Source organism: Pseudomonas sp. MPR-R2A5 (genome assembly GCF_058793055.1).
On sequence record NZ_JBXAFK010000016.1, the window covers coordinates 32972 to 50371 of the forward strand.

General features: G+C 62.1%; 16 protein-coding genes. 8 read left to right on the forward strand and 8 right to left on the reverse strand.

Translation table 11 applies throughout. From position 1 onward, the window contains the following. Positions 1–9 precede the first annotated feature (9 nt). Entirely contained in the window at positions 10–810 is an 801-nt protein-coding gene (locus AC1Q6I_RS13680; RefSeq protein WP_102623855.1) for an alpha/beta fold hydrolase, read from the reverse strand. Then, positions 807–1940, reverse strand: coding sequence for an FAD-dependent monooxygenase (locus tag AC1Q6I_RS13685; protein WP_024075208.1), 1134 nt, complete (start codon positions 1938–1940; stop codon positions 807–809). The genes AC1Q6I_RS13680 and AC1Q6I_RS13685 overlap by 4 nt, the downstream gene beginning before the upstream one ends. Before the next feature lie 308 nt (positions 1941–2248). On the opposite strand from AC1Q6I_RS13685, the gene AC1Q6I_RS13690 reads away from it, so the two are divergent. The 4 genes from AC1Q6I_RS13690 to AC1Q6I_RS13705 all read left to right on the forward strand — a co-directional run bounded on the left by AC1Q6I_RS13690 (position 2249) and on the right by AC1Q6I_RS13705 (position 8313). Further along, positions 2249–3301, forward strand: a complete 1053-nt coding sequence (locus AC1Q6I_RS13690) for a 2,5-dihydroxypyridine 5,6-dioxygenase (protein WP_102623854.1) — start codon at positions 2249–2251, stop codon at positions 3299–3301. A gap of 129 nt (positions 3302–3430) precedes the next feature. Continuing rightward, complete coding sequence (locus tag AC1Q6I_RS13695; RefSeq protein WP_081329278.1) at positions 3431–3865, forward strand: MarR family winged helix-turn-helix transcriptional regulator; 435 nt, start codon at positions 3431–3433, stop codon at positions 3863–3865. A 438-nt stretch (positions 3866–4303) separates the two neighbouring features. Then, positions 4304–4789 (forward strand): (2Fe-2S)-binding protein, encoded by a 486-nt coding sequence (locus tag AC1Q6I_RS13700; RefSeq protein ID WP_024075211.1) that lies wholly within the window; start codon positions 4304–4306, stop codon positions 4787–4789. A gap of 2 nt (positions 4790–4791) precedes the next feature. Beyond that, the gene (locus AC1Q6I_RS13705) at positions 4792–8313 is read left to right on the forward strand and encodes a molybdopterin cofactor-binding domain-containing protein (protein ID WP_102623853.1); all 3522 of its coding nucleotides are present in this window, start codon (positions 4792–4794) and stop codon (positions 8311–8313) included. 45 nt (positions 8314–8358) lie between these two features. Here AC1Q6I_RS13705 and AC1Q6I_RS13710 read toward each other — a convergent pair whose 3' ends face one another. Further along, positions 8359–9006, reverse strand: coding sequence for a TetR/AcrR family transcriptional regulator (locus AC1Q6I_RS13710; protein ID WP_069075925.1), 648 nt, complete (start codon positions 9004–9006; stop codon positions 8359–8361). 160 nt (positions 9007–9166) lie between these two features. Between AC1Q6I_RS13710 and ggt the strand changes: the two genes are divergently transcribed. Continuing rightward, the gene (gene ggt / locus AC1Q6I_RS13715) at positions 9167–10891 is read left to right on the forward strand and encodes a gamma-glutamyltransferase (protein WP_024075214.1); all 1725 of its coding nucleotides are present in this window, start codon (positions 9167–9169) and stop codon (positions 10889–10891) included. A 109-nt stretch (positions 10892–11000) separates the two neighbouring features. Here the strand turns inward: ggt and AC1Q6I_RS13720 are convergent, their stop codons facing one another. The 3 genes from AC1Q6I_RS13720 to AC1Q6I_RS13730 form a co-directional block, all read right to left on the reverse strand. Further along, complete coding sequence (locus tag AC1Q6I_RS13720; protein WP_024075215.1) at positions 11001–11519, reverse strand: AAA family ATPase; 519 nt, start codon at positions 11517–11519, stop codon at positions 11001–11003. Then, positions 11516–12079 (reverse strand): nicotinamide riboside transporter PnuC, encoded by a 564-nt coding sequence (gene pnuC / locus AC1Q6I_RS13725; RefSeq protein ID WP_024075216.1) that lies wholly within the window; start codon positions 12077–12079, stop codon positions 11516–11518. The genes AC1Q6I_RS13720 and pnuC overlap by 4 nt, the downstream gene beginning before the upstream one ends. 132 nt (positions 12080–12211) lie before the next feature. Further along, complete coding sequence (locus tag AC1Q6I_RS13730) at positions 12212–13846, reverse strand: methyl-accepting chemotaxis protein (protein WP_024075217.1); 1635 nt, start codon at positions 13844–13846, stop codon at positions 12212–12214. A 230-nt stretch (positions 13847–14076) separates the two neighbouring features. Between AC1Q6I_RS13730 and AC1Q6I_RS13735 the strand changes: the two genes are divergently transcribed. Next, on the forward strand, positions 14077–14907 hold the full coding sequence (locus AC1Q6I_RS13735; RefSeq protein WP_024075218.1) for an undecaprenyl-diphosphate phosphatase: 831 nt from the start codon (positions 14077–14079) through the stop codon (positions 14905–14907). Further along, a complete protein-coding gene (locus AC1Q6I_RS13740; RefSeq protein ID WP_024075219.1) occupies positions 14904–15287 on the forward strand; it encodes a DUF1294 domain-containing protein in 384 nt (127 codons plus the stop codon). Before AC1Q6I_RS13735 ends, AC1Q6I_RS13740 begins: the two co-directional genes overlap by 4 nt. Here AC1Q6I_RS13740 and AC1Q6I_RS13745 read toward each other — a convergent pair. Both AC1Q6I_RS13745 and AC1Q6I_RS13750 read right to left on the reverse strand, forming a co-directional pair. Then, the gene (locus AC1Q6I_RS13745) at positions 15276–15632 is read right to left on the reverse strand and encodes an MmcQ/YjbR family DNA-binding protein (RefSeq protein ID WP_024075220.1); all 357 of its coding nucleotides are present in this window, start codon (positions 15630–15632) and stop codon (positions 15276–15278) included. The two genes, AC1Q6I_RS13740 and AC1Q6I_RS13745, sit on opposite strands and share 12 nt — an antisense overlap. After that, the gene (locus AC1Q6I_RS13750; RefSeq protein ID WP_024075221.1) at positions 15629–16537 is read right to left on the reverse strand and encodes a LysR substrate-binding domain-containing protein; all 909 of its coding nucleotides are present in this window, start codon (positions 16535–16537) and stop codon (positions 15629–15631) included. Before AC1Q6I_RS13750 ends, AC1Q6I_RS13745 begins: the two co-directional genes overlap by 4 nt. Before the next feature lie 124 nt (positions 16538–16661). Here AC1Q6I_RS13750 and AC1Q6I_RS13755 point away from each other — a divergent pair, with 124 nt between their 5' ends. Continuing rightward, on the forward strand, positions 16662–17273 hold the full coding sequence (locus AC1Q6I_RS13755) for an FMN-dependent NADH-azoreductase (protein WP_024075222.1): 612 nt from the start codon (positions 16662–16664) through the stop codon (positions 17271–17273). Positions 17274–17400 lie beyond the last annotated feature (127 nt).

Below are 17400 nucleotides of genomic sequence, written 5' to 3' on the forward strand. Positions count from 1 at the left end.
GTGGTGTCCTTATTGTTGTACGAGGAAGTCGCCGAGGGCGTGGAAGAAGCCTTCGAGGTCGTCCCACGGAATCATGTGCCCGGCATTCGGCACGCGGGCGACCTGGATGCTCGGTTGCAGGGCCTGGATTTCCGCGATGTCGTCATCCAGGATCACGCCTCCACGCCCGGCCACCATCAACAGGGCCGGGGCCTTGAGGTGCGGCAGGTCTTGGTGGAAGTCCACCGTGTGGAAGTCATTGAAGGCACGCACGATGGCCGGTTCAAAGCAGGTGTGCAGCCACTCGGCGCGCAGTTGCAGTTGCGCGTCGGTCCAAGTGGCGCAGAAGGCGCGCATGGCCTCTGCGTCCATGCCGATCAGGGATTGGTGGATCGAGTCGACGTACCACGGCAGTTTGCTCGGGTATTCACGCCGGCCGGGGCCGGACACTGGTGGGTCGATCAGCACCACACGGTTGACGCCCCTGGGGTGCTTGACCGCGCTGCGTACGGCAAAGCGCGCGCCCATGGAATGGCCGACCAAGTGGTAGCTGTCCAGATGGAGTGCATCGGCAAAGGCGCCAATGTCCTCGGCGCAGGTGTCTGCGCTGTAGTCCAGCCCAGGTCCGGTGGAGGACAGCCCACGCCCGCGCACGTCCAGCACGTAGGTGTCGAAGTGTTCGCCCAGGCGTTCGGCGACGAACCCCCAGGTGATTGCAGGGCTGGTGATGCCCGGGATCAGGATCAGCGCCGGCCCTTTGCCGCCGTAGCGCAGGTAATGCTGGCGAATGCCATTGGCCTGCACGTTGCCGCCATAGAGGAAGGTGCTCACGCGGCCACCCCCGATTTCAGCTCCTGGGCGTACAGGTCATAGCCGTAGACCCAGGCCGGATCTTCCTGGGTGCGCAGCCAGGTGTTGGCGTTGGACACGGCCTGCACGCGGGACGCACGTTCCTTGCGGTTGGCTTCGTAGAGCTGGAAGGCGGTGCGGTAGTCGCTGATCCCGGTTTCCTGCAGGCAGCGGGTGAGCATGGCGGCGTCTTCGATGGCCATGCCCGCGCCTTGGGCCATGTGTGGTTTCATCGGGTGGCAGGCATCGCCCAACAGCACCAGGCGGCCGCGGCTCCACAGCGGCAACGGGTTGCGGTTGCGCAGCGGCCATTTGGTCACGCTTTCGGTGGATTCGATCAGCGCCTGCACGGTGGGGTGGTAACCCTTGAACGCCTCGAACATCTCTTCGCGGCTGCTGTCGACGAAGGCCCCCTGGAAGTCCCATTCGGCATGGGGCACACCGGTCACGTAGTAGTACTCGTCGCGCTTGCCGGTGGTGTAGTAGACCATCATGTGACGGTCTTCGGTCCACCACTTGATGCAGTCCTCGAACGTGAGGTCGTACTTGGCCAGCTGGTCGCCACGGATCAGTGCGCGGTGCGCGACCCAGCCGCTGTACAGCGGTTTTTCCACGCCGAGCAGTTCTTCGCGGATCTTTGAGTTGATGCCGTCGGCGCCGATCACGATATCGGCGTAGGTCACTTCGCCGTCGGCAAAGGTCAGGCGCACCTGGGTATCGGTTTCTTCAAGGGTTTCCAGGCGCTTGTTGAAGTGCAGGGTGCCGGGCTTGAGGGTGGACATCTGCAAGGCGTGCAGGTCGCCGCGGTGCACGGTGATATAGGAAGCACCGTAGCCGGTGAGGGGGATGCGCGAGAGGTAGTCGCCGGTTTCGCCGCAACGGCTGAACCAGTGCTCGGGGTGCGAGCCCATCAAGTCCAACTGCTTCTCGATGCCCATGCGGCGGAAGATTTTCATGATGTTGGGGCCCATGTGGATGCCCGCGCCCAACCGGGAAAATTCCGGTGCCTGCTCAAAAACGTCCACGTCGAAGCCGGCTTGTTGCAACAGGGTGGCTGCCGCCGCGCCACCCAGGCCGGCACCGACGATGGCGATTTTTTGTGTGCTTCCCATGGGGCGTGTTCCTCTCTCTTTTTGATTTTTCGGCGGCATCTTTCCGCAAGGTTTTTAAAGTGTATACGCTTATTTTTTGAAATGGGAAGTCCATCGTTGAAAATTTATTTTTGGGCGTCAATCGGCCTATGTAACGCTTAGTAGCCATTAAATATTAGGTTTGTGTGGGTTGGTAACGGTTTGGCGCGGCGCTTGCAGTCGGCCTGTAATTCAGGTCTTATCGTTATTAAATGGCGTATACGCTATAAAAGTGCACTAGAGTGAAGCGCAATGCCTGAACTTGGTGCAACCCAACAGGAGACAGGAAAATGCCGGTAAGCGATTGCGAACTGACCCAGATGTTTGAACATGTGCTGAGGTTGTCGAAGGTCGATGCGACCCAGAGCGTGGCCGTGCTCAAGAGCCATTATTCCGACGCGCGTACCGTGCGTGCCGCAATGGACGCGGCGCAGCGCTTGGGCGCCAAGGTGTACGCAGTGGAATTGCCGTCGTTCAACCATCCACGGGCGATGGGCAATGACATGACCGCCTACTGCGGTGACACCGCACTCACCGGCAATATCGCCGCCCAGCGTGCGCTCGAAGCCGCCGACCTGATCGTCGATACCATGATGCTGCTGCACTCGCCGGAGCAGGAGCAGATCCTCAAGACCGGCACGCGCATCCTGCTGGCTGTGGAGCCGCCGGAAGTGCTGGCGCGCATGCTGCCCAGCGAAGACGACAAGGTGCGCGTACTGGCGGCCGAACAGATGTTGAAGAAAGCGCGTTCGATCCACGTCAAATCCCGCGCCGGCAGCGATTTCCGCGCCGCCTTGGGGCAGTACCCGTCAGTGACTGAATACGGTTTTGCCGATGAACCTGGGCGCTGGGACCACTGGCCGAGTGGTTTTCTGTTCTCCTGGCCCAACGAAGAAACCGCCGAGGGCGTGCTGGTGCTGGACATTGGCGACATCCTCCTGCCGTTCAAGACCTACACCCGCGAGAAGATCACCCTGGAGATCGAGAAGGGCTTTATCACCGGGATTCATGGTGGTTTCGAGGCCGAATACCTGCGCGACTACATGAAGTACTTCAACGACCCTGAGGTGTACGGCATCTCCCATATCGGCTGGGGCTTGCAGCCGCGGGCGCAATGGACCGCCATGGGCCTGCATGACAAGAACGACGGCATGTGCATGGATGCGCGGGCGTTCTATGGCAACTTCCTGTTTTCCACCGGGCCGAATACCGAGGTGGGCGGCACGCGCAAGACGCCGTGCCATATGGATATTCCGCTGCGCAATTGCGACGTGTACCTGGATGATGAGACGGTGGTGATTGCGGGGGATGTGGTGGCCCCCGCAGCGTCCTTGGCTCGCTGAAGATCCCGTGTGGGCAGGGGGCAAGTCCCCTCCCGCATTTTTGAGTGCTTTCAGGCGATGAGTGCCTTGAGTCATTTCGGCATCCCCGCCATCATGCCTTCCCATCGCCAACCACCCACCGAGTCCGCCGTGCCTGATTCCTACGTCTTTTCTGAACAAGTTGGCCACCTGTTGCGCAAGGCCTACCAGCGCCACCTGGCGATCTTTCAGCAGAATGTCGGCGATTCGCAGCTCACTGCTGTGCAGTTCGTCACCCTGTGTGCGCTGCGCGATCACGGTGCAAGTTCCCTGACTGAGCTGGTCAAGGCCACGGCTGTGGACCAGGCGACCATTCGCGGGATTGTCGAACGGCTCAAGGCGAAGGAACTGATTACCCTGGAGCCCGACCCGCAAGACAAGCGCAAGGTGGTGGTCAACCTGTCTGGCGCGGGCGCCGAACTGGTCGCACATACTACGCCGCGCGCGGCACAGATCAGCGAGTTGACCATGAGCAACCTCAACCCCGCCGAACGGGTGGCGGTGCTGTTCCTGCTGCGCAAGATGATCGACGATCCCCAGGACTGATAGCGGCCTGGAGCCGGGCTTGGTTTGGTTAGCGGGCCCGTTGTGGCAAGTGGGCCTGTTGTGGCAAGGGGACTTGTTGTGGCAAGGGGACTTGTTGTGGCGAGCGGGCTTGCCCCGCGTTGGGTGGCGAAGCCGCCCCAATAAAGTCGCCGAGTTCTTTCTGAAAAAACCGTGGCGCCTGGGGTTAGGGCCGCTTCGCGCCCCAACGCGGGGCAAGCCCGCTCGCCACAACAAGCCCGCTCACCACAACAAACCTGCTCACCACAACAAGTCCCCTTGCCACAGAGGATGCGTCCACCCCCTTGGCATCGTTTTTGCTCTGAGTTGATGTAGCAGCCACTTCATGAGTCAAGTGTGTCGCGAGGCCCCAGGTCCGTGACGCTTTTTTTTGACTGTTTTATGTAGTGACTACTTCATCAATGGAGACAGGCGAAGCGAATGATCAGCCCCCACATCACGGTAGCGCTTGAGGTCAACGGCCAACCCAGCGAAGTCAGCGCCATGGCGGACACCTCGCTGCTACTGGTGTTGCGCAATGACCTGCAACTCAACGGCCCCAAGTACGGCTGCGGTTTGGGGGAGTGCGGCGCATGTACCGTGATCATCGATGGCGTGGCCGCGCGCTCCTGTGTATTCCCGCTGTCGGGGGCGGCAGGGCGCAAGATCGTCACCCTTGAAGGCCTCGGCACGCGCCAGGCGCCGCACCCGGTGCAGCAGGCCTTTATTGATGAGCAGGCCGCCCAATGCGGTTACTGCCTCAACGGCATGATCATGACCACCAAGGCTTTGCTTGACCGCAATCCCAACCCCAGCGAAGCCGAGGTGCGCAATGAGTTGTCGGGCAACCTCTGCCGCTGTGGCACCCATCTCGAAATCCTCCGCGCGGTGCTGCGTGCCGCCCGCCTTATGACCGTGGATCGATGACCATGACCGATACTCCGCTTTCCCGTGACCAGTGGCTGGCCAAGGCCGGCGTGCTGCTGATCGTCGATGATGTGCTACCGCCTTCCGGCCCGGTGGCCAAGGGCGGGACGCCCACCGTGAAGCCCAAGGAACTGGGATTGTTTATCGCCGTGAACGATGACGGTCTGGTGTACGCCTTCAACGGCCATGTGGACCTGGGCACCGGTATCCGCACCGCGCTGGCGCAGATCGTCGCCGAAGAGCTCGATCTGGACCTGGACCAGGTGAGGATGGTGCTCGGCGACACGGAGCGCGTGCCAAATCAGGGCGCGACGATTGCCAGCGCGACCTTGCAGATTTCCGCAGTGCCGCTGCGTAACGCGGCGGCCGAAGCGCGGCGCTTTCTGCTGGCGCGGGCCGCCGGGCGTTGGGGCGTGAGTACGGCGAGCCTCAAGGTGGAAGCGGGCGTGATTCATGCGTCAGACGGGCGAACCCTCACCTATGGCGAGCTGGTCTGCGGCCAGCGCGATCAGTTGCGCGTCAGCGGTGATGCCCCCTTGAAGGCCCTTGAGGATTATCGCCTGGTGGGCAAGGGCGCCGAACGGGTAGACATCCCCGGCAAGGCCACTGGCGAGTTGACCTATGTCCATGACATGCGTGTGCCCGGCATGCTCCATGGTCGGGTGGTGCGCCCGCCGTATGCAGGGCTGGATTGCGGCGACTTTGTCGGCAACAGCCTGTTGAGCGTGGATGAGTCCTCCATCGCGCATATCCCCGGCATCGTCGCGGTGGTGGTGATCCGTGATTTTGTCGGGGTGGTGGCGCTGCGCGAGGAGCAGGCGATCAAGGCCGCCGAGGCGCTGCAGGTGCACTGGAAACCGTGGAACAATGGGTTGCCGGATATGAGCGATGTTGAGCAGGCGATCCGCGACAATCCTCGCGTTCGCCGCACGGTGCTCGACCAGGGCAATGTCGACGAAGCGCTCGCCAATGCCAGCCAGCGCATGCCGCGCAGTTACCTGTGGCCATACCAGATGCACGGCTCCATCGGCCCATCCTGCGGCGTGGCGGATTACACGCCGGCCGGCAGCCGCGTATGGTCCGGCAGCCAGAACCCGCACCTGCTGCGCGCTGACCTCGCGTGGTTGTTGGCCTGCGATGAAGCGCTGATCGAGGTGATCCGCATGGAGGCTGCCGGCTGTTACGGGCGCAATTGTGCCGACGATGTGTGTGCCGACGCGCTGCTGCTGTCGCGCGCGGTGGGCAAGCCGGTGCGCGTGCAATTGAGCCGTGAACAGGAACACCTGTGGGAGCCCAAGGGCACCGCGCAGCTGATGGAAGTGGATGGCGGCCTCAACGCCGACGGCAGCATTGCCGCCTACGATTTTGAAACCAGCTACCCCTCGAATGGCGCGCCGACCCTGGCGCTGTTGTTGACCGGTCGTGTCGAGCCGGTGGTGGCGATGTTCGAGATGGGCGACCGCACCTCGATTCCACCCTATGACATCGAGTCCATGCGCGTGACCATCAACGACATGGCACCCATCGTGCGGGCTTCGTGGATGCGCGGCGTATCGGCCTTACCCAACACCTTCGCCCACGAATCCTATATCGACGAACTGGCGTTCGCTGCCGGCGTGGACCCGGTGGAATACCGCCTGCGTTATCTCAAGGATGAGCGCGCCATCGATCTGGTCAAATCCACCGCTGAACGCGCCAACTGGTCGCCGCGCACTGCGCCGATGCAGACCGCCAGCGAAGACCACCTGCTGCGCGGCCGCGGCTTTGCCTACGCGCGCTACATCCATAGCAAATTCCCAGGTTTCGGTGCGGCCTGGGCGGCGTGGGTGGCGGACGTGGCGATCGACAAGCAGACCGGCGATGTGTCGGTGACGCGGGTAGTGATCGGCCATGACGCAGGGATGATGATCAACCCGGCGGGCGTGCAACATCAGATCCACGGCAACGTGATCCAGTCCACCAGCCGCGTACTCAAAGAGCGCGTGACGTTTGAAGAGTCGACGGTGGCGAGCAAGGAGTGGGGCGGTTACCCGATTCTGACCTTTCCCGAAGTGCCGCAGATCGATGTGATGATGATGCCGCGCCAGGATCAGCCGCCCATGGGCGCTGGTGAGTCGGCCTCGGTGCCCAGCGCGGCGGCGATTGCCAATGCGATCTACGACGCCACCGGGATTCGCTTTCGCGAGTTGCCGATCACCCCGGAACGTGTGCTGGCGGCGTTGAATGCCGGCACCTTGGGGGAGCCCGCCAAGTCGCCGGAAAAACGCCGCAGGTGGTGGTTCGGTGCGCTGTTCGCCACCCTGGGCGCGGTGCTGGCCACGGCCTGGCCGTTTCACAGCGAGATTGCACCCATTGCGCCGCCCAGCGCCGGCACCTGGTCCAAGTCCACGCTGGAACGCGGGCGTTTGCTGGCGGCGGCAGGGGATTGCGCGGTGTGCCATACGGCGCCTGGTGGAGCGGCCAATGCTGGTGGCCTGGCGATGCAGACGCCGTTCGGCACGCTGTACAGCAGCAATATCACCCCGGATGTCGAGACCGGCATTGGCGCCTGGTCATACCCCGCGTTCGAGCGGGCGATGCGCGATGGGATTGGCCGTGACGGACGCAACCTGTACCCGGCGTTTCCCTACACGGCGTTTCGCAACATCAACGATGCCGACATGCAGGCGCTGTACGCCTACCTGATGGCCCAGGCGCCGGTTAGCCAGGAGCCGACGCCGAATGCCATGAGGTTTCCGTTCAATCTCCGGCCCCTGATGTCGGGGTGGAATGCACTCAATCTGCGTCGCGGTGAAATCACCCCGCAGCCTGAACGCAGTGAGCAATGGAATCGCGGCAATTATCTGGTGAACGGCTTGGGGCACTGCGCGGCGTGCCATTCGCCGCGCAATCTGATGGGGGCAGAGAAGGGCGGCAAGGCGTTCCTGGCCGGTGGCATCGTGGACGGCTGGGAGGCCCCGGCGCTGACGGGGCTGTCGAAGGCGCCGACGCCGTGGACCGAAGATCAGTTGTTCACGTATTTGAGTACCGGTTATGCCGATGCCCATGGCGTGGCGGCAGGCCCGATGGGGCCGGTGGTCAGTGAGTTGTCGAAATTGCCCAAGGCGGATATCCGTGCGATGGCGGTGTACCTGGCGTCGCTGAAGGGCGAGGCCGTTGCTGATGTGCAGGTGGCGACCCCGGTGCCAAATCCCAATGGCCGGCGTGTGTTCGAGGGCGCGTGCAAAGCCTGCCATGCCGATGGCCTGGGGCCGAAATTGTTTGGGGTCAGCCCGTCACTGGCGACCAATACCAATGTGCACAGCGATCGGCCGGACAATTTGATCAAGGTGATCCTGCAAGGCATCAACAATCCGGCCACACAGGATCTGGGCTATATGCCGGGCTTCAAGGACAGCCTGTCGAACACTCAGGTGGCGGATCTGGTGGCCTATCTGCGCGGGCGATTTGCGCCGAATGCGCCAGGCTGGGAAGGGCTGGAACAGAAGGTCGCCCACCTACGCGCCAACCCTGGTACGCACTGACACTATTATGGCGAGCGGGCTTGCGCCCACAGGTGGGTCCGGTTTCTACAAGGGGGGCGGTGTGACGCCCCGGACCACCAGGTCACTGATAAATCCCAGCCAATCCTGCTGCGGCCCTTTGTTCGACAAATCCTCCCCCAGGAACGAGCTGAGGGTATGGCGGTTGGAGTTATAGAAGTAGCACAGCGAGGCGATCATCAAGTACACGTGCTTGAGGTCGACATCCTCGCGGAACACGCCCTGGGCCTGGCCGGCTTCGATAATCGGCCGCAATACGCCAACCGCTTCGCCTGACAGCCGTCGCATCTCACCCGACTGCCGGGCGTGCTTGCCCTGGTGCAGGTTCTCGATGCTCAGGATCGCCACGAACTCCGGGTGCTTGACGTAGTAGTTCCAGATAAACCCCACCAGGTCGCGCAGGGCCTGCACGGGGGTGTCGAGGTTCAGCTTGAGTTTGCCTTCGGCTTGGTTGAATTGCTCGTAGGTGTGTTCCAGCACGCAGACGAACAGGTGTTCCTTGCTGCCGAAATAGTAATAGAGCATGCGGTCGTTGGAGTCGGCCTCCTTGGAGATGGTATCGACGCGCCCGCCGGAATAGCCGTCGCGGGTGAACACCTTGACCGCCGCCTGGAGGATGCGCGCGCGGGTCTGGTCGGCCTGTTGTGCCCGAATGCCGGTCTTCTTGATCACCATGTCAAAGTGCCTCGCACGACAGTTTGGGCGCGGAATATAGCATGGGGATTTTCCGCTCCGTTCTGTGACCGACAAGTTCTGTAATAAAAACGCCATTGCGCTGGGGATTCAATCCGCGCCGGGCTATTTTGGTGCATCTCAATAACTAGAGTAGTCATGGATGAAATACCAACCTTTCAGCCGCACATTAATTGCCACTGCGCTGGTGTTGACGGTCAGCGGCGTGCACGCCGCCTCCCAGGCCCCGGTAGCCGGTGAAAATGGCATGGTGGTGACCGCCCAGCATTTGGCCACTCATGTGGGCGTGGATGTACTCAAGGCTGGCGGCAATGCGGTGGATGCGGCCGTAGCCGTCGGCTACGCGTTGGCGGTGGTGTATCCGGCGGCGGGTAACCTCGGCGGCGGCGGCTTTATGACCGTGCAACTGGCCGACGGGCGCAAGACCTTCCTCGACTTCCGCGAAAAAGCCCCCTTGGCGGCCACCGCCGACATGTACCTGGACAAGGACGGCAACGTCGTTGACGGCCTCAGCGCCAAGGGCCATCTGGCGGTCGGCGTTCCCGGCACGGTGTCGGGCATGGAGCTGGCCTTGAGCAAATACGGCACCCTCAAGCGCGCCCAGGTGATTGCCCCGGCGATCAAGCTGGCGGAAAACGGCTTCGAACTGGAACAGGGCGATATCGACCTGCTGCACACCGCCACTGGCGAGTTCGAAAAAGACAAGGACCTGCGCGCGATCTTCCTGCACAACGGCCAACCGATGCAGGTGGGCCAGAAGCTGGTCCAGAAAGACCTGGCCAAGACGTTGAAAGAAATCTCTGCCAAGGGCAGCGACGGCTTCTATAAAGGCTGGGTGGCCAAGGCGTTGGTGGATTCCAGCCAGGCCGGCAAAGGCATCATCACCCAGGCTGACCTCGACAAGTACAAGACCCGCGAACTGGCGCCTATCGAGTGCGACTATCGTGGCTACCACGTGGTCTCGGCGCCGCCACCGAGCTCCGGGGGCGTGGTGATCTGCCAGATCATGAACATCCTCGAAGGCTACCCGATGGCCGACCTGGGCTATCACTCGGCCCAGGGCCTGCACTACCAGATCGAAGCGATGCGCCATGCCTATGTGGACCGCAACAGCTACCTCGGGGATCCGGACTTCGTGAAGAACCCGATCGAGCATCTGCTCGACAAAAACTACGCCACGAAACTGCGTGACGCGATCGAGCCGAACAAGGCCGGCGACTCCCAGGCGATCAAGCCCGGCGTATCGCCCCATGAAGGCAACAACACCACTCACTACTCCATCGTCGACAAGTGGGGCAACGCGGTGTCGGTGACCTACACCCTCAACGATTGGTTCGGTGCCGGCGTGATGGCGAGCAAGACCGGGGTGATCCTCAACGATGAAATGGACGACTTTACCGTCAAGGTCGGCGTGCCGAACATGTATGGGCTGGTGCAGGGTGAAGCCAACGCCATCGCACCGGGCAAGGCGCCGTTGTCGTCGATGAGCCCGACCATCGTGACCAAGGACGGCAAGGCCGTGATGGTCGTCGGTACGCCGGGTGGCAGCCGCATCATCACCGCCACCTTGCTGACCATCCTCAATGTCATCGACTACAAGATGAACATCCAGGAAGCCGTCGACGCGCCGCGTTTCCACCAACAGTGGATGCCAGACACCACCAACCTCGAAACCTTCGCGGTGAGCCCCGACACCCAGAAGATCCTCGAAAGCTGGGGCCACAAGTTTGCCGGGCCTCAGGATGCCAACCACCTGGCCGCGATCCTGGTGGGTGCACCGTCGCTGGAGGGCAAGCCGGTGGGGAATAACCGCTTCTATGGGGCCAATGACCCGCGCCGTAATACCGGGCTGTCGCTGGGCTACTAACCGCTGCAACTCCCTGTAGGAGCGAGCTTGCTCGCGAAGAACGTCAACGATAACGCGGGCATTCTGGATTGATCCGGTGCCCCTGCGTTCTTCGCGCGCAAGCTCGCTCCTACAGTATCTGTTTGACTGCCGCGAAGGCTTTGGCGCGGCGCGCTTCCCAATCCCCTCGAATCACCACCACCGCCTGTCGATGCTGCTGCATCCACTCAAGGCCATCGTTGAAAAACGCCTGGCGGTCGGCCAATTGCGGTTGGCAGCGCTGGCCATCCGCAGTCCATTCCACATCCTCCGGGGATAGCAGCAGGTGCAGGTCGTAGTGCCGGGCCAGCAGTTCGTCGTCGAGCCACGCCGGGTAGTCGCCGAACAGGGTCTGGCTCCACAGTTTGTTGGTCAGCAGGTGCGTGTCGAGGATCAGCAGGTGCGGTTGTTCGGCGCGGGCGGCGTCTTCCCAGGCCAGTTGGCCACGAGCGATGGCCGGAATGTCGGCCAGGCGGGTGTCACGCTGATGCTGGTCGATGAAATAGCGCACGTATTCCCCCACCATCAGCCCGCCGAAATGGGCTTGCAGTTCGCTCGCCAGCCAGCTTTTACCGCTGGATTCGGGGCCGGCCAGTACCACTACTTTCATGCGTGCAACGCCGGGTCGGCGCGCCATTCACGCCAGCCTTGCACGGCGATCACCGTGAACAAGGCGTAAAGCGCGGCGGTGAGGTAGAGGCCTTTGTAGAGAAACAGCCCGACGAAGATCACATCGAGGGCGACCCACAGCGGCCAGCACTGCACGCGCTTCTGCGCCATCCACATCTGCGCCACCAGGCTGAAGCCAGTCAGGGCGGCATCGAGCCAGGGTTGGGCGGCGTCGGTCCAGTGGGCCATGGCAGCGCCGAGCAGCAGGCTGCCGACCGCACCGATGGCCAGGCTGGTCATGATTGCAGGCCAGCCCAGGCGGGTGACCTGGCGGCCTTGCCTGACCTCGCCGGCGCGGGTCCACTGCCACCAGCCGTACACCTGCAAGGCGGCGTAGACCACCTGCAGCAGCATGTCGGAGTAGAGTTTCACGTCATAGAACACCCAAGTGTAGAGCAGCACCATCACCAGCCCGATGGGCCAGCACCAGGGGTTTTGCTTGACTGTCAGCCAGACAGCGATCACCCCCAGGGCGGCGGCGAACAGTTCAAGCCCGGACATGGTGGTTCCTTGGGAGAGTGGGAGAGGGCGGGGATTGTAACCAGAGGCAGGCAATCTTCAAAACACCGGAGGGCAAATGTGGGAGGGGCGGTGCGACGATTCGACTTGCCCCCTCCCACAGGTTGAACGGCGCTAGACCTTGAATTGGCGCAGCAAGCCTTCGAGTTGCTCGCTCAGGCTACGCAGGTGCGCACTGGCCACGCTGGACTGTTCTGCCGCCAGCGCCGTGCTGTGGGACAGCCCGGCGGCCTGGGTCACGTTCTGGTTGATGTCTTCCACTACGTGCGCCTGTTGCAGGGTGGCGCTGGCAATCGAGGCGTTGAGGCCGTTGAGGTTTTGCAGCGCCTGACCGATGGCGGTGAGGCTGGCACCGGCCTGGCCGGCCTGTTCGATGGTCAGTTGCGAGGCGCTGTGGCTATCGCTGATGACCTTGACCGCAGCTTCCGAGTGACCTTGCAGGCGCTCGATCATCGCCTGGATTTCAGCCGTGGATTTTTGCGTGCGCTGGGCCAGCAGGCGCACTTCATCCGCGACCACGGCAAACCCGCGCCCTTGCTCGCCGGCCCGCGCGGCTTCGATCGCGGCGTTCAAGGCGAGCAGGTTGGTCTGGTCGGCGATCGAGCGGATCACTTCGAGCACGCCGCCGATCTGGGTGCTTTCACTGGACAGGGTACGGATCACTTCCACGGCCTGGCTGATGGTGGTGGACAGTTGGTCGATCTGTTGCAGGCTGCTGTCGATATTGACCTGGCCCTGCTGTGCCTGGGCCTGGGCGTCGCGCATTTCACTGGCGGCGTGCTCGGCGTTTTTCGCCACGTCCTGCACGCCGTAGGTGACTTCATTGATCGCGGTGGCCACCAGCTCCATCTGCTGCGACTGTTGCTGGCTGCGGTCATGGGCCTGGGAGGCGTTGTTGCCCAGCTCGGTGGACGACTGTCCCAGGGCATTGGCGCAGACCTGCAATTGGCTGACGACCTGGCGCAGCTTGGCGGTAAAACTGTTGAAATGCTGGGACAACTGGGTGACTTCGTCCCGGCCATGGGTGTCGAGGCTGCGGGTCAGGTCGCTTTCGCCGCTGGCGATATTGCCCATGGCGTTCACGGCTTCCTGCAATGGCCGCACGATGCTGCGCACGATCAGCGAGACCAGCAGGGCCATGACCACGGCGATGGCCAGGCCGATCCCCGACGCTTTCCACACCTGCACATTGAACTCGGCCTGGACATCATCCACATACACGCCGGAGCCGATGATCCAGCCCCAGGGCTCGAACAGTTGGATATACGAGGTCTTCTCAACCGGTGCGTCGGACCCCGGCTTCGGCCAACGGTAGCTGATGATCCCGGCGCCCTTGGTCTTGGCCAGGCTGACGAACTCGTTGAACACGGCAAAGCCGTCCGGGTCGCGGATCGCCGAGAGGTTCTGGCCATCGAGCTTGGGGTTGGCCGGGTGCATGATCATCACCGGCGTCAGGTCGTTGATCCAGAAATAATCGTCATGGCCATAGCGCAAACCGCGCACCGCGCTCAGGGCTTGTTTTTGCGCAGCTTCGCGGGTCATGACGCCGGTGGTTTCGAGGCTGTGATAAAAAGTCAGGATTCCGCTGGCGGTCTGTACCACGTTCTGGGTCTGTTGGCGCTTGGCCTGATAAAGGTCGCCATGAATCTGCTTGAGCATCAGCAAACCCAGGGTCAGCAGCATCAGCACGGCGACTATCAGGATCAGCCAGAGGCGCCGGCTGATCGACATATTGCGCAAACTGTTCATCGTCCTGTCACTCCGTGCTTTTTATAATTGTGGCCGTCGCATCGACATTTCCGGCTTGTCTGATAGGCTTTCGGCCTGAAATTGGAAAACCTGAGTACTGCCTGATTTTTCACAGAATTTTTGCAGACCGGCGTTGAATCTCAACACCGGGCACTTTAGTGCGCTCGTTGTCAGTGAACCATTAAAAAGACTAGCGAGGCTTGCCGTAGCGCAAGACCTTTGGGGGAAGTATGGATTTGTGGACTGCCGCACAGGCATTGATACTCGGCGTGGTGGAAGGACTGACAGAGTTCCTGCCCATCTCCAGCACAGGCCACCAGATTATCGTCGCCGACTTGCTCGACTTCGGCGGCGAACGTGCCATGGCGTTCAACATCATCATCCAGCTCGGCGCGATCCTCGCGGTGGTCTGGGAGTTTCGGCGCAAGATTCTCGACGTGGTCACCGGCCTGCCGACCCAGCGCAACGCCCAGCGATTCACGCTCAACCTGTTGATCGCGTTCCTGCCGGCGGTGGTACTGGGGGTGATTTTCGCCAACCTGATCCACCATTACCTGTTCAACCCGATCACCGTGGCCACGGCGCTGGTAGTGGGCGGCATCGTCATGTTGTGGGCCGAGCGCCGCCAACACGAAGTGCATGCCGAGACCGTCGATGACATCACTTGGAAAGACGCGCTGAAGGTGGGCTTTGCCCAGTGCCTGGCAATGATCCCCGGCACCTCGCGTTCCGGCTCGACCATTATCGGTGGCCTGCTGTTCGGCCTGTCGCGCAAGGCCGCCACCGAGTTCTCGTTCTTCCTGGCCATGCCGACCATGGTCGGTGCGGCGGTGTATTCGGGCTACAAGTACCGTGACCTGTTCCAGCCGGCCGACCTGCCGGTGTTCGCCATCGGCTTTGTCACCTCGTTCATCTTCGCGATGATCGCGGTCAAGGGCCTGCTCAAGTTCATCGCCAGCCATAGCTATGCGGTGTTTGCCTGGTATCGGATTGCCTTCGGCCTGCTGATCCTGGCGACCTGGCAGTTCGGTTGGATCGACTGGGCAGCGGCCAAGGCATGACGATTCAACACCCGCGCCTGAAGGCGCTGATCTTCGCGTTGTTGTGCGCGGCGCCGCTGTTGGGGTCGGTGCTGGTGTGGCAGCGCGGTGAAACGGTGATCCCGCTCGTGGCCTATGGCGTGGTCAGCGTGGTGGCGTTCTTTTTGTACTGGAACGACAAGCGCAAGGCGCGTACCGACAGCTGGCGCACCCCGGAAAACATCCTGCACGCCGTCGAGCTGGCGGGTGGCTGGCCGGGGGCGTTGATTGCCCAGCAGGTGTTCCGCCACAAGACGCGCAAGGTGTCTTACCAGGTGCTGTTCTGGGCAATCGTGCTGTTGCACCAGGTGTTCTGGCTGGATCAGTTATTCCTGGGCGGCACCTTGGGTTCAATCCTCTAGCAACAACCCGATCTGCGTGCGCTTGGGCAGCTTGCTCACCACCAGCTGGTGGGAGCGCTGCAACAAGCCACGCAACTCCTCGGCGCCCAACGGGTAGGGCGTGTTCATGATGATCCACTGTGCGCGTGCCAGGTAGGGCGCCGGGTGGATGCCTGGGCGATCCACGTGGCCGAGGAACAGGTCTTTGTCGACCTTGAACGCCAACGAGTCACCGCGCAGGTGCTGCACGGCGAACATCTTGTTGCCGGCGATCGAGAACACCCGTACGCCGCCCCATTTGTAGTCTTCCCGAGCGCCCGGCAGGCTCAGGCAGAAGTGTGCGACTTGTGCTTCGGTCATGTTCATAGCAAGCGGTCTCCACAGTCTTTGAAGCCTTCTTCCAGGTAGTCGATCCAGGCACGAATGGCCGGCAGTACGCCGCGCCGATGCGGGTACACGGCCTGCAGCCAGCCGCCTGGCAGCGACCACTGCGGCAACAGCTGTACCAATCGGCCGCTGGCCAATTCCTCTTCGCAATACATCATCGGCAGTACGGTAAAGCCGAGCCCCATGATCGCGCTGGCCTTGCGCACGATAAAGTCGTCGATGCCCAGCCGCGCCTCCATCACCAGGTCCTGGGGATTGCCCTGGGGGTCGAGAACGCGCAGGTGCACCATGCGGTCGGCTTCCAGTGCGCCGAGTACCGGCAGTTGCTTGAGGTCATCAAGGTCGTTGACCTGCCGGCTGCGCATGAACTCGGGGCTGGCAACCAGCACGGTCTGGGCCTGGCGCAGGCGCTTGGTCACCAGCAGCGGGTCTTCATCGCCCAGCTCGCGCACGCGCAGGGCCACGTCAATGCCTTCGGCTACCAGGTCCACGCGACGGTTGACCAGGGTCATTTCCAGTTGCACCAACGGGTGGGCGGCGAGAAACCCGGCGACCAGTTCCGGCAGGATGTGTTGGGCCATGCCCACCGGGCAGCTGACACGCAGGCGCCCGCGGGGTTCGCTGGACATGCTGGCCACGGCCTCATCGGCCATTTCCGCTTCCAGCAGCATCGCCTGGCAATGGCGCAGGTAGCGCTCGCCGACGGCGGTGAGGGTCAATTGCCGGGTGGTGCGTTGCAACAGGCGCGCGCCCAAGCGTTCTTCCAGCTCGGCAATGCGCCGCGACAGGCGCGATTTGGGAATCCCCAGCAGGCGTCCGGCCGCCGCAAAGCCGCCGGATTCGACGACTTTGGCGAAATAGTAGAGGTCATTGAGGTCTTGCATGATGGGCCTATTGTCCTGTCAGTGGGACGAACTATCGCATTTCAACCACCTTATCGGCTATTGGTTTCATGCGTAGGCTTAACACCATCTAATCCTTACCGCTGACCTTATTTGGAGCTTTCCCATGAAACTGTTGCATATCGATTCCAGCATCCTCGGTGACAACTCGGCTTCCCGTCAGCTTACTGCCGGCGTGGTCAAAGCCTGGCAAGCGGCTGAGCCGGGTGTGGAAGTCACCTATCGCGACCTGGCCAACGAAGGTATCAGCCACTTCTCCGGCGCGACACTGGGGGCCCTGGGGACTGCCGCTGACCTGCGTGATGCTGCGCAAAAACACGAGGCTGACCTGAGCGCATCGACCCTGGCTGAATTCCTCGCCGCCGATGCTGTTGTGATCGGTGCGCCGATGTACAACTTCACCATTCCGACCCAGCTCAAGGCCTGGATCGACCGCATCGCGGTTGCCGGCCAGACCTTCCGTTACACCGAAGCCGGCCCGGAAGGCCTGTGCGGCAACAAGAAAGTCATCATCGTCTCCACGTCCGGTGGCTTGCATGTTGGCCAGGCAACGGGTGTAGCCCATGAGGAATACCTCAAAGTCATGCTGGGCTTCCTCGGTATCACCGACATCGAATTCGTCCGTGCCCACGGCCTGGCGTACGGCGACGACGCTCGCAGCAAAGCCCTGAACGACGCCAACGTACTCATCAACGAACAATTGTTCGCCGCCGCGTAAGGCTTGTGTAAATTTCGCCGTTGACCGGTTTCAATCCGAAGCCGGGCGCCTAAACTCTGTATTCTGATCGCCTGAAAAGTGATCGGAGTACGGAGTTTTTTCGTTTGCGCGCAGTCTTTACTTTGGC

Coding starts and splice junctions, on each gene's coding strand:
- AC1Q6I_RS13690 (WP_102623854.1), top strand. CDS start 2,249: ATGCCGGTAAGCGATTGCGAACTGACCCAGATGTTTGAACATGTGCTG.
- pnuC (WP_024075216.1), bottom strand. CDS start 12,079: ATGTCCGGGCTTGAACTGTTCGCCGCCGCCCTGGGGGTGATCGCTGTC.
- AC1Q6I_RS13700 (WP_024075211.1), top strand. CDS start 4,304: ATGATCAGCCCCCACATCACGGTAGCGCTTGAGGTCAACGGCCAACCC.
- AC1Q6I_RS13740 (WP_024075219.1), top strand. CDS start 14,904: ATGACGATTCAACACCCGCGCCTGAAGGCGCTGATCTTCGCGTTGTTG.
- ggt (WP_024075214.1), top strand. CDS start 9,167: ATGAAATACCAACCTTTCAGCCGCACATTAATTGCCACTGCGCTGGTG.
- AC1Q6I_RS13730 (WP_024075217.1), bottom strand. CDS start 13,846: ATGAACAGTTTGCGCAATATGTCGATCAGCCGGCGCCTCTGGCTGATC.
- AC1Q6I_RS13710 (WP_069075925.1), bottom strand. CDS start 9,006: ATGGTGATCAAGAAGACCGGCATTCGGGCACAACAGGCCGACCAGACC.
- AC1Q6I_RS13685 (WP_024075208.1), bottom strand. CDS start 1,940: ATGGGAAGCACACAAAAAATCGCCATCGTCGGTGCCGGCCTGGGTGGC.
- AC1Q6I_RS13755 (WP_024075222.1), top strand. CDS start 16,662: ATGAAACTGTTGCATATCGATTCCAGCATCCTCGGTGACAACTCGGCT.
- AC1Q6I_RS13745 (WP_024075220.1), bottom strand. CDS start 15,632: ATGAACATGACCGAAGCACAAGTCGCACACTTCTGCCTGAGCCTGCCG.
- AC1Q6I_RS13750 (WP_024075221.1), bottom strand. CDS start 16,537: ATGCAAGACCTCAATGACCTCTACTATTTCGCCAAAGTCGTCGAATCC.
- AC1Q6I_RS13705 (WP_102623853.1), top strand. CDS start 4,792: ATGACCGATACTCCGCTTTCCCGTGACCAGTGGCTGGCCAAGGCCGGC.
- AC1Q6I_RS13720 (WP_024075215.1), bottom strand. CDS start 11,519: ATGAAAGTAGTGGTACTGGCCGGCCCCGAATCCAGCGGTAAAAGCTGG.
- AC1Q6I_RS13735 (WP_024075218.1), top strand. CDS start 14,077: ATGGATTTGTGGACTGCCGCACAGGCATTGATACTCGGCGTGGTGGAA.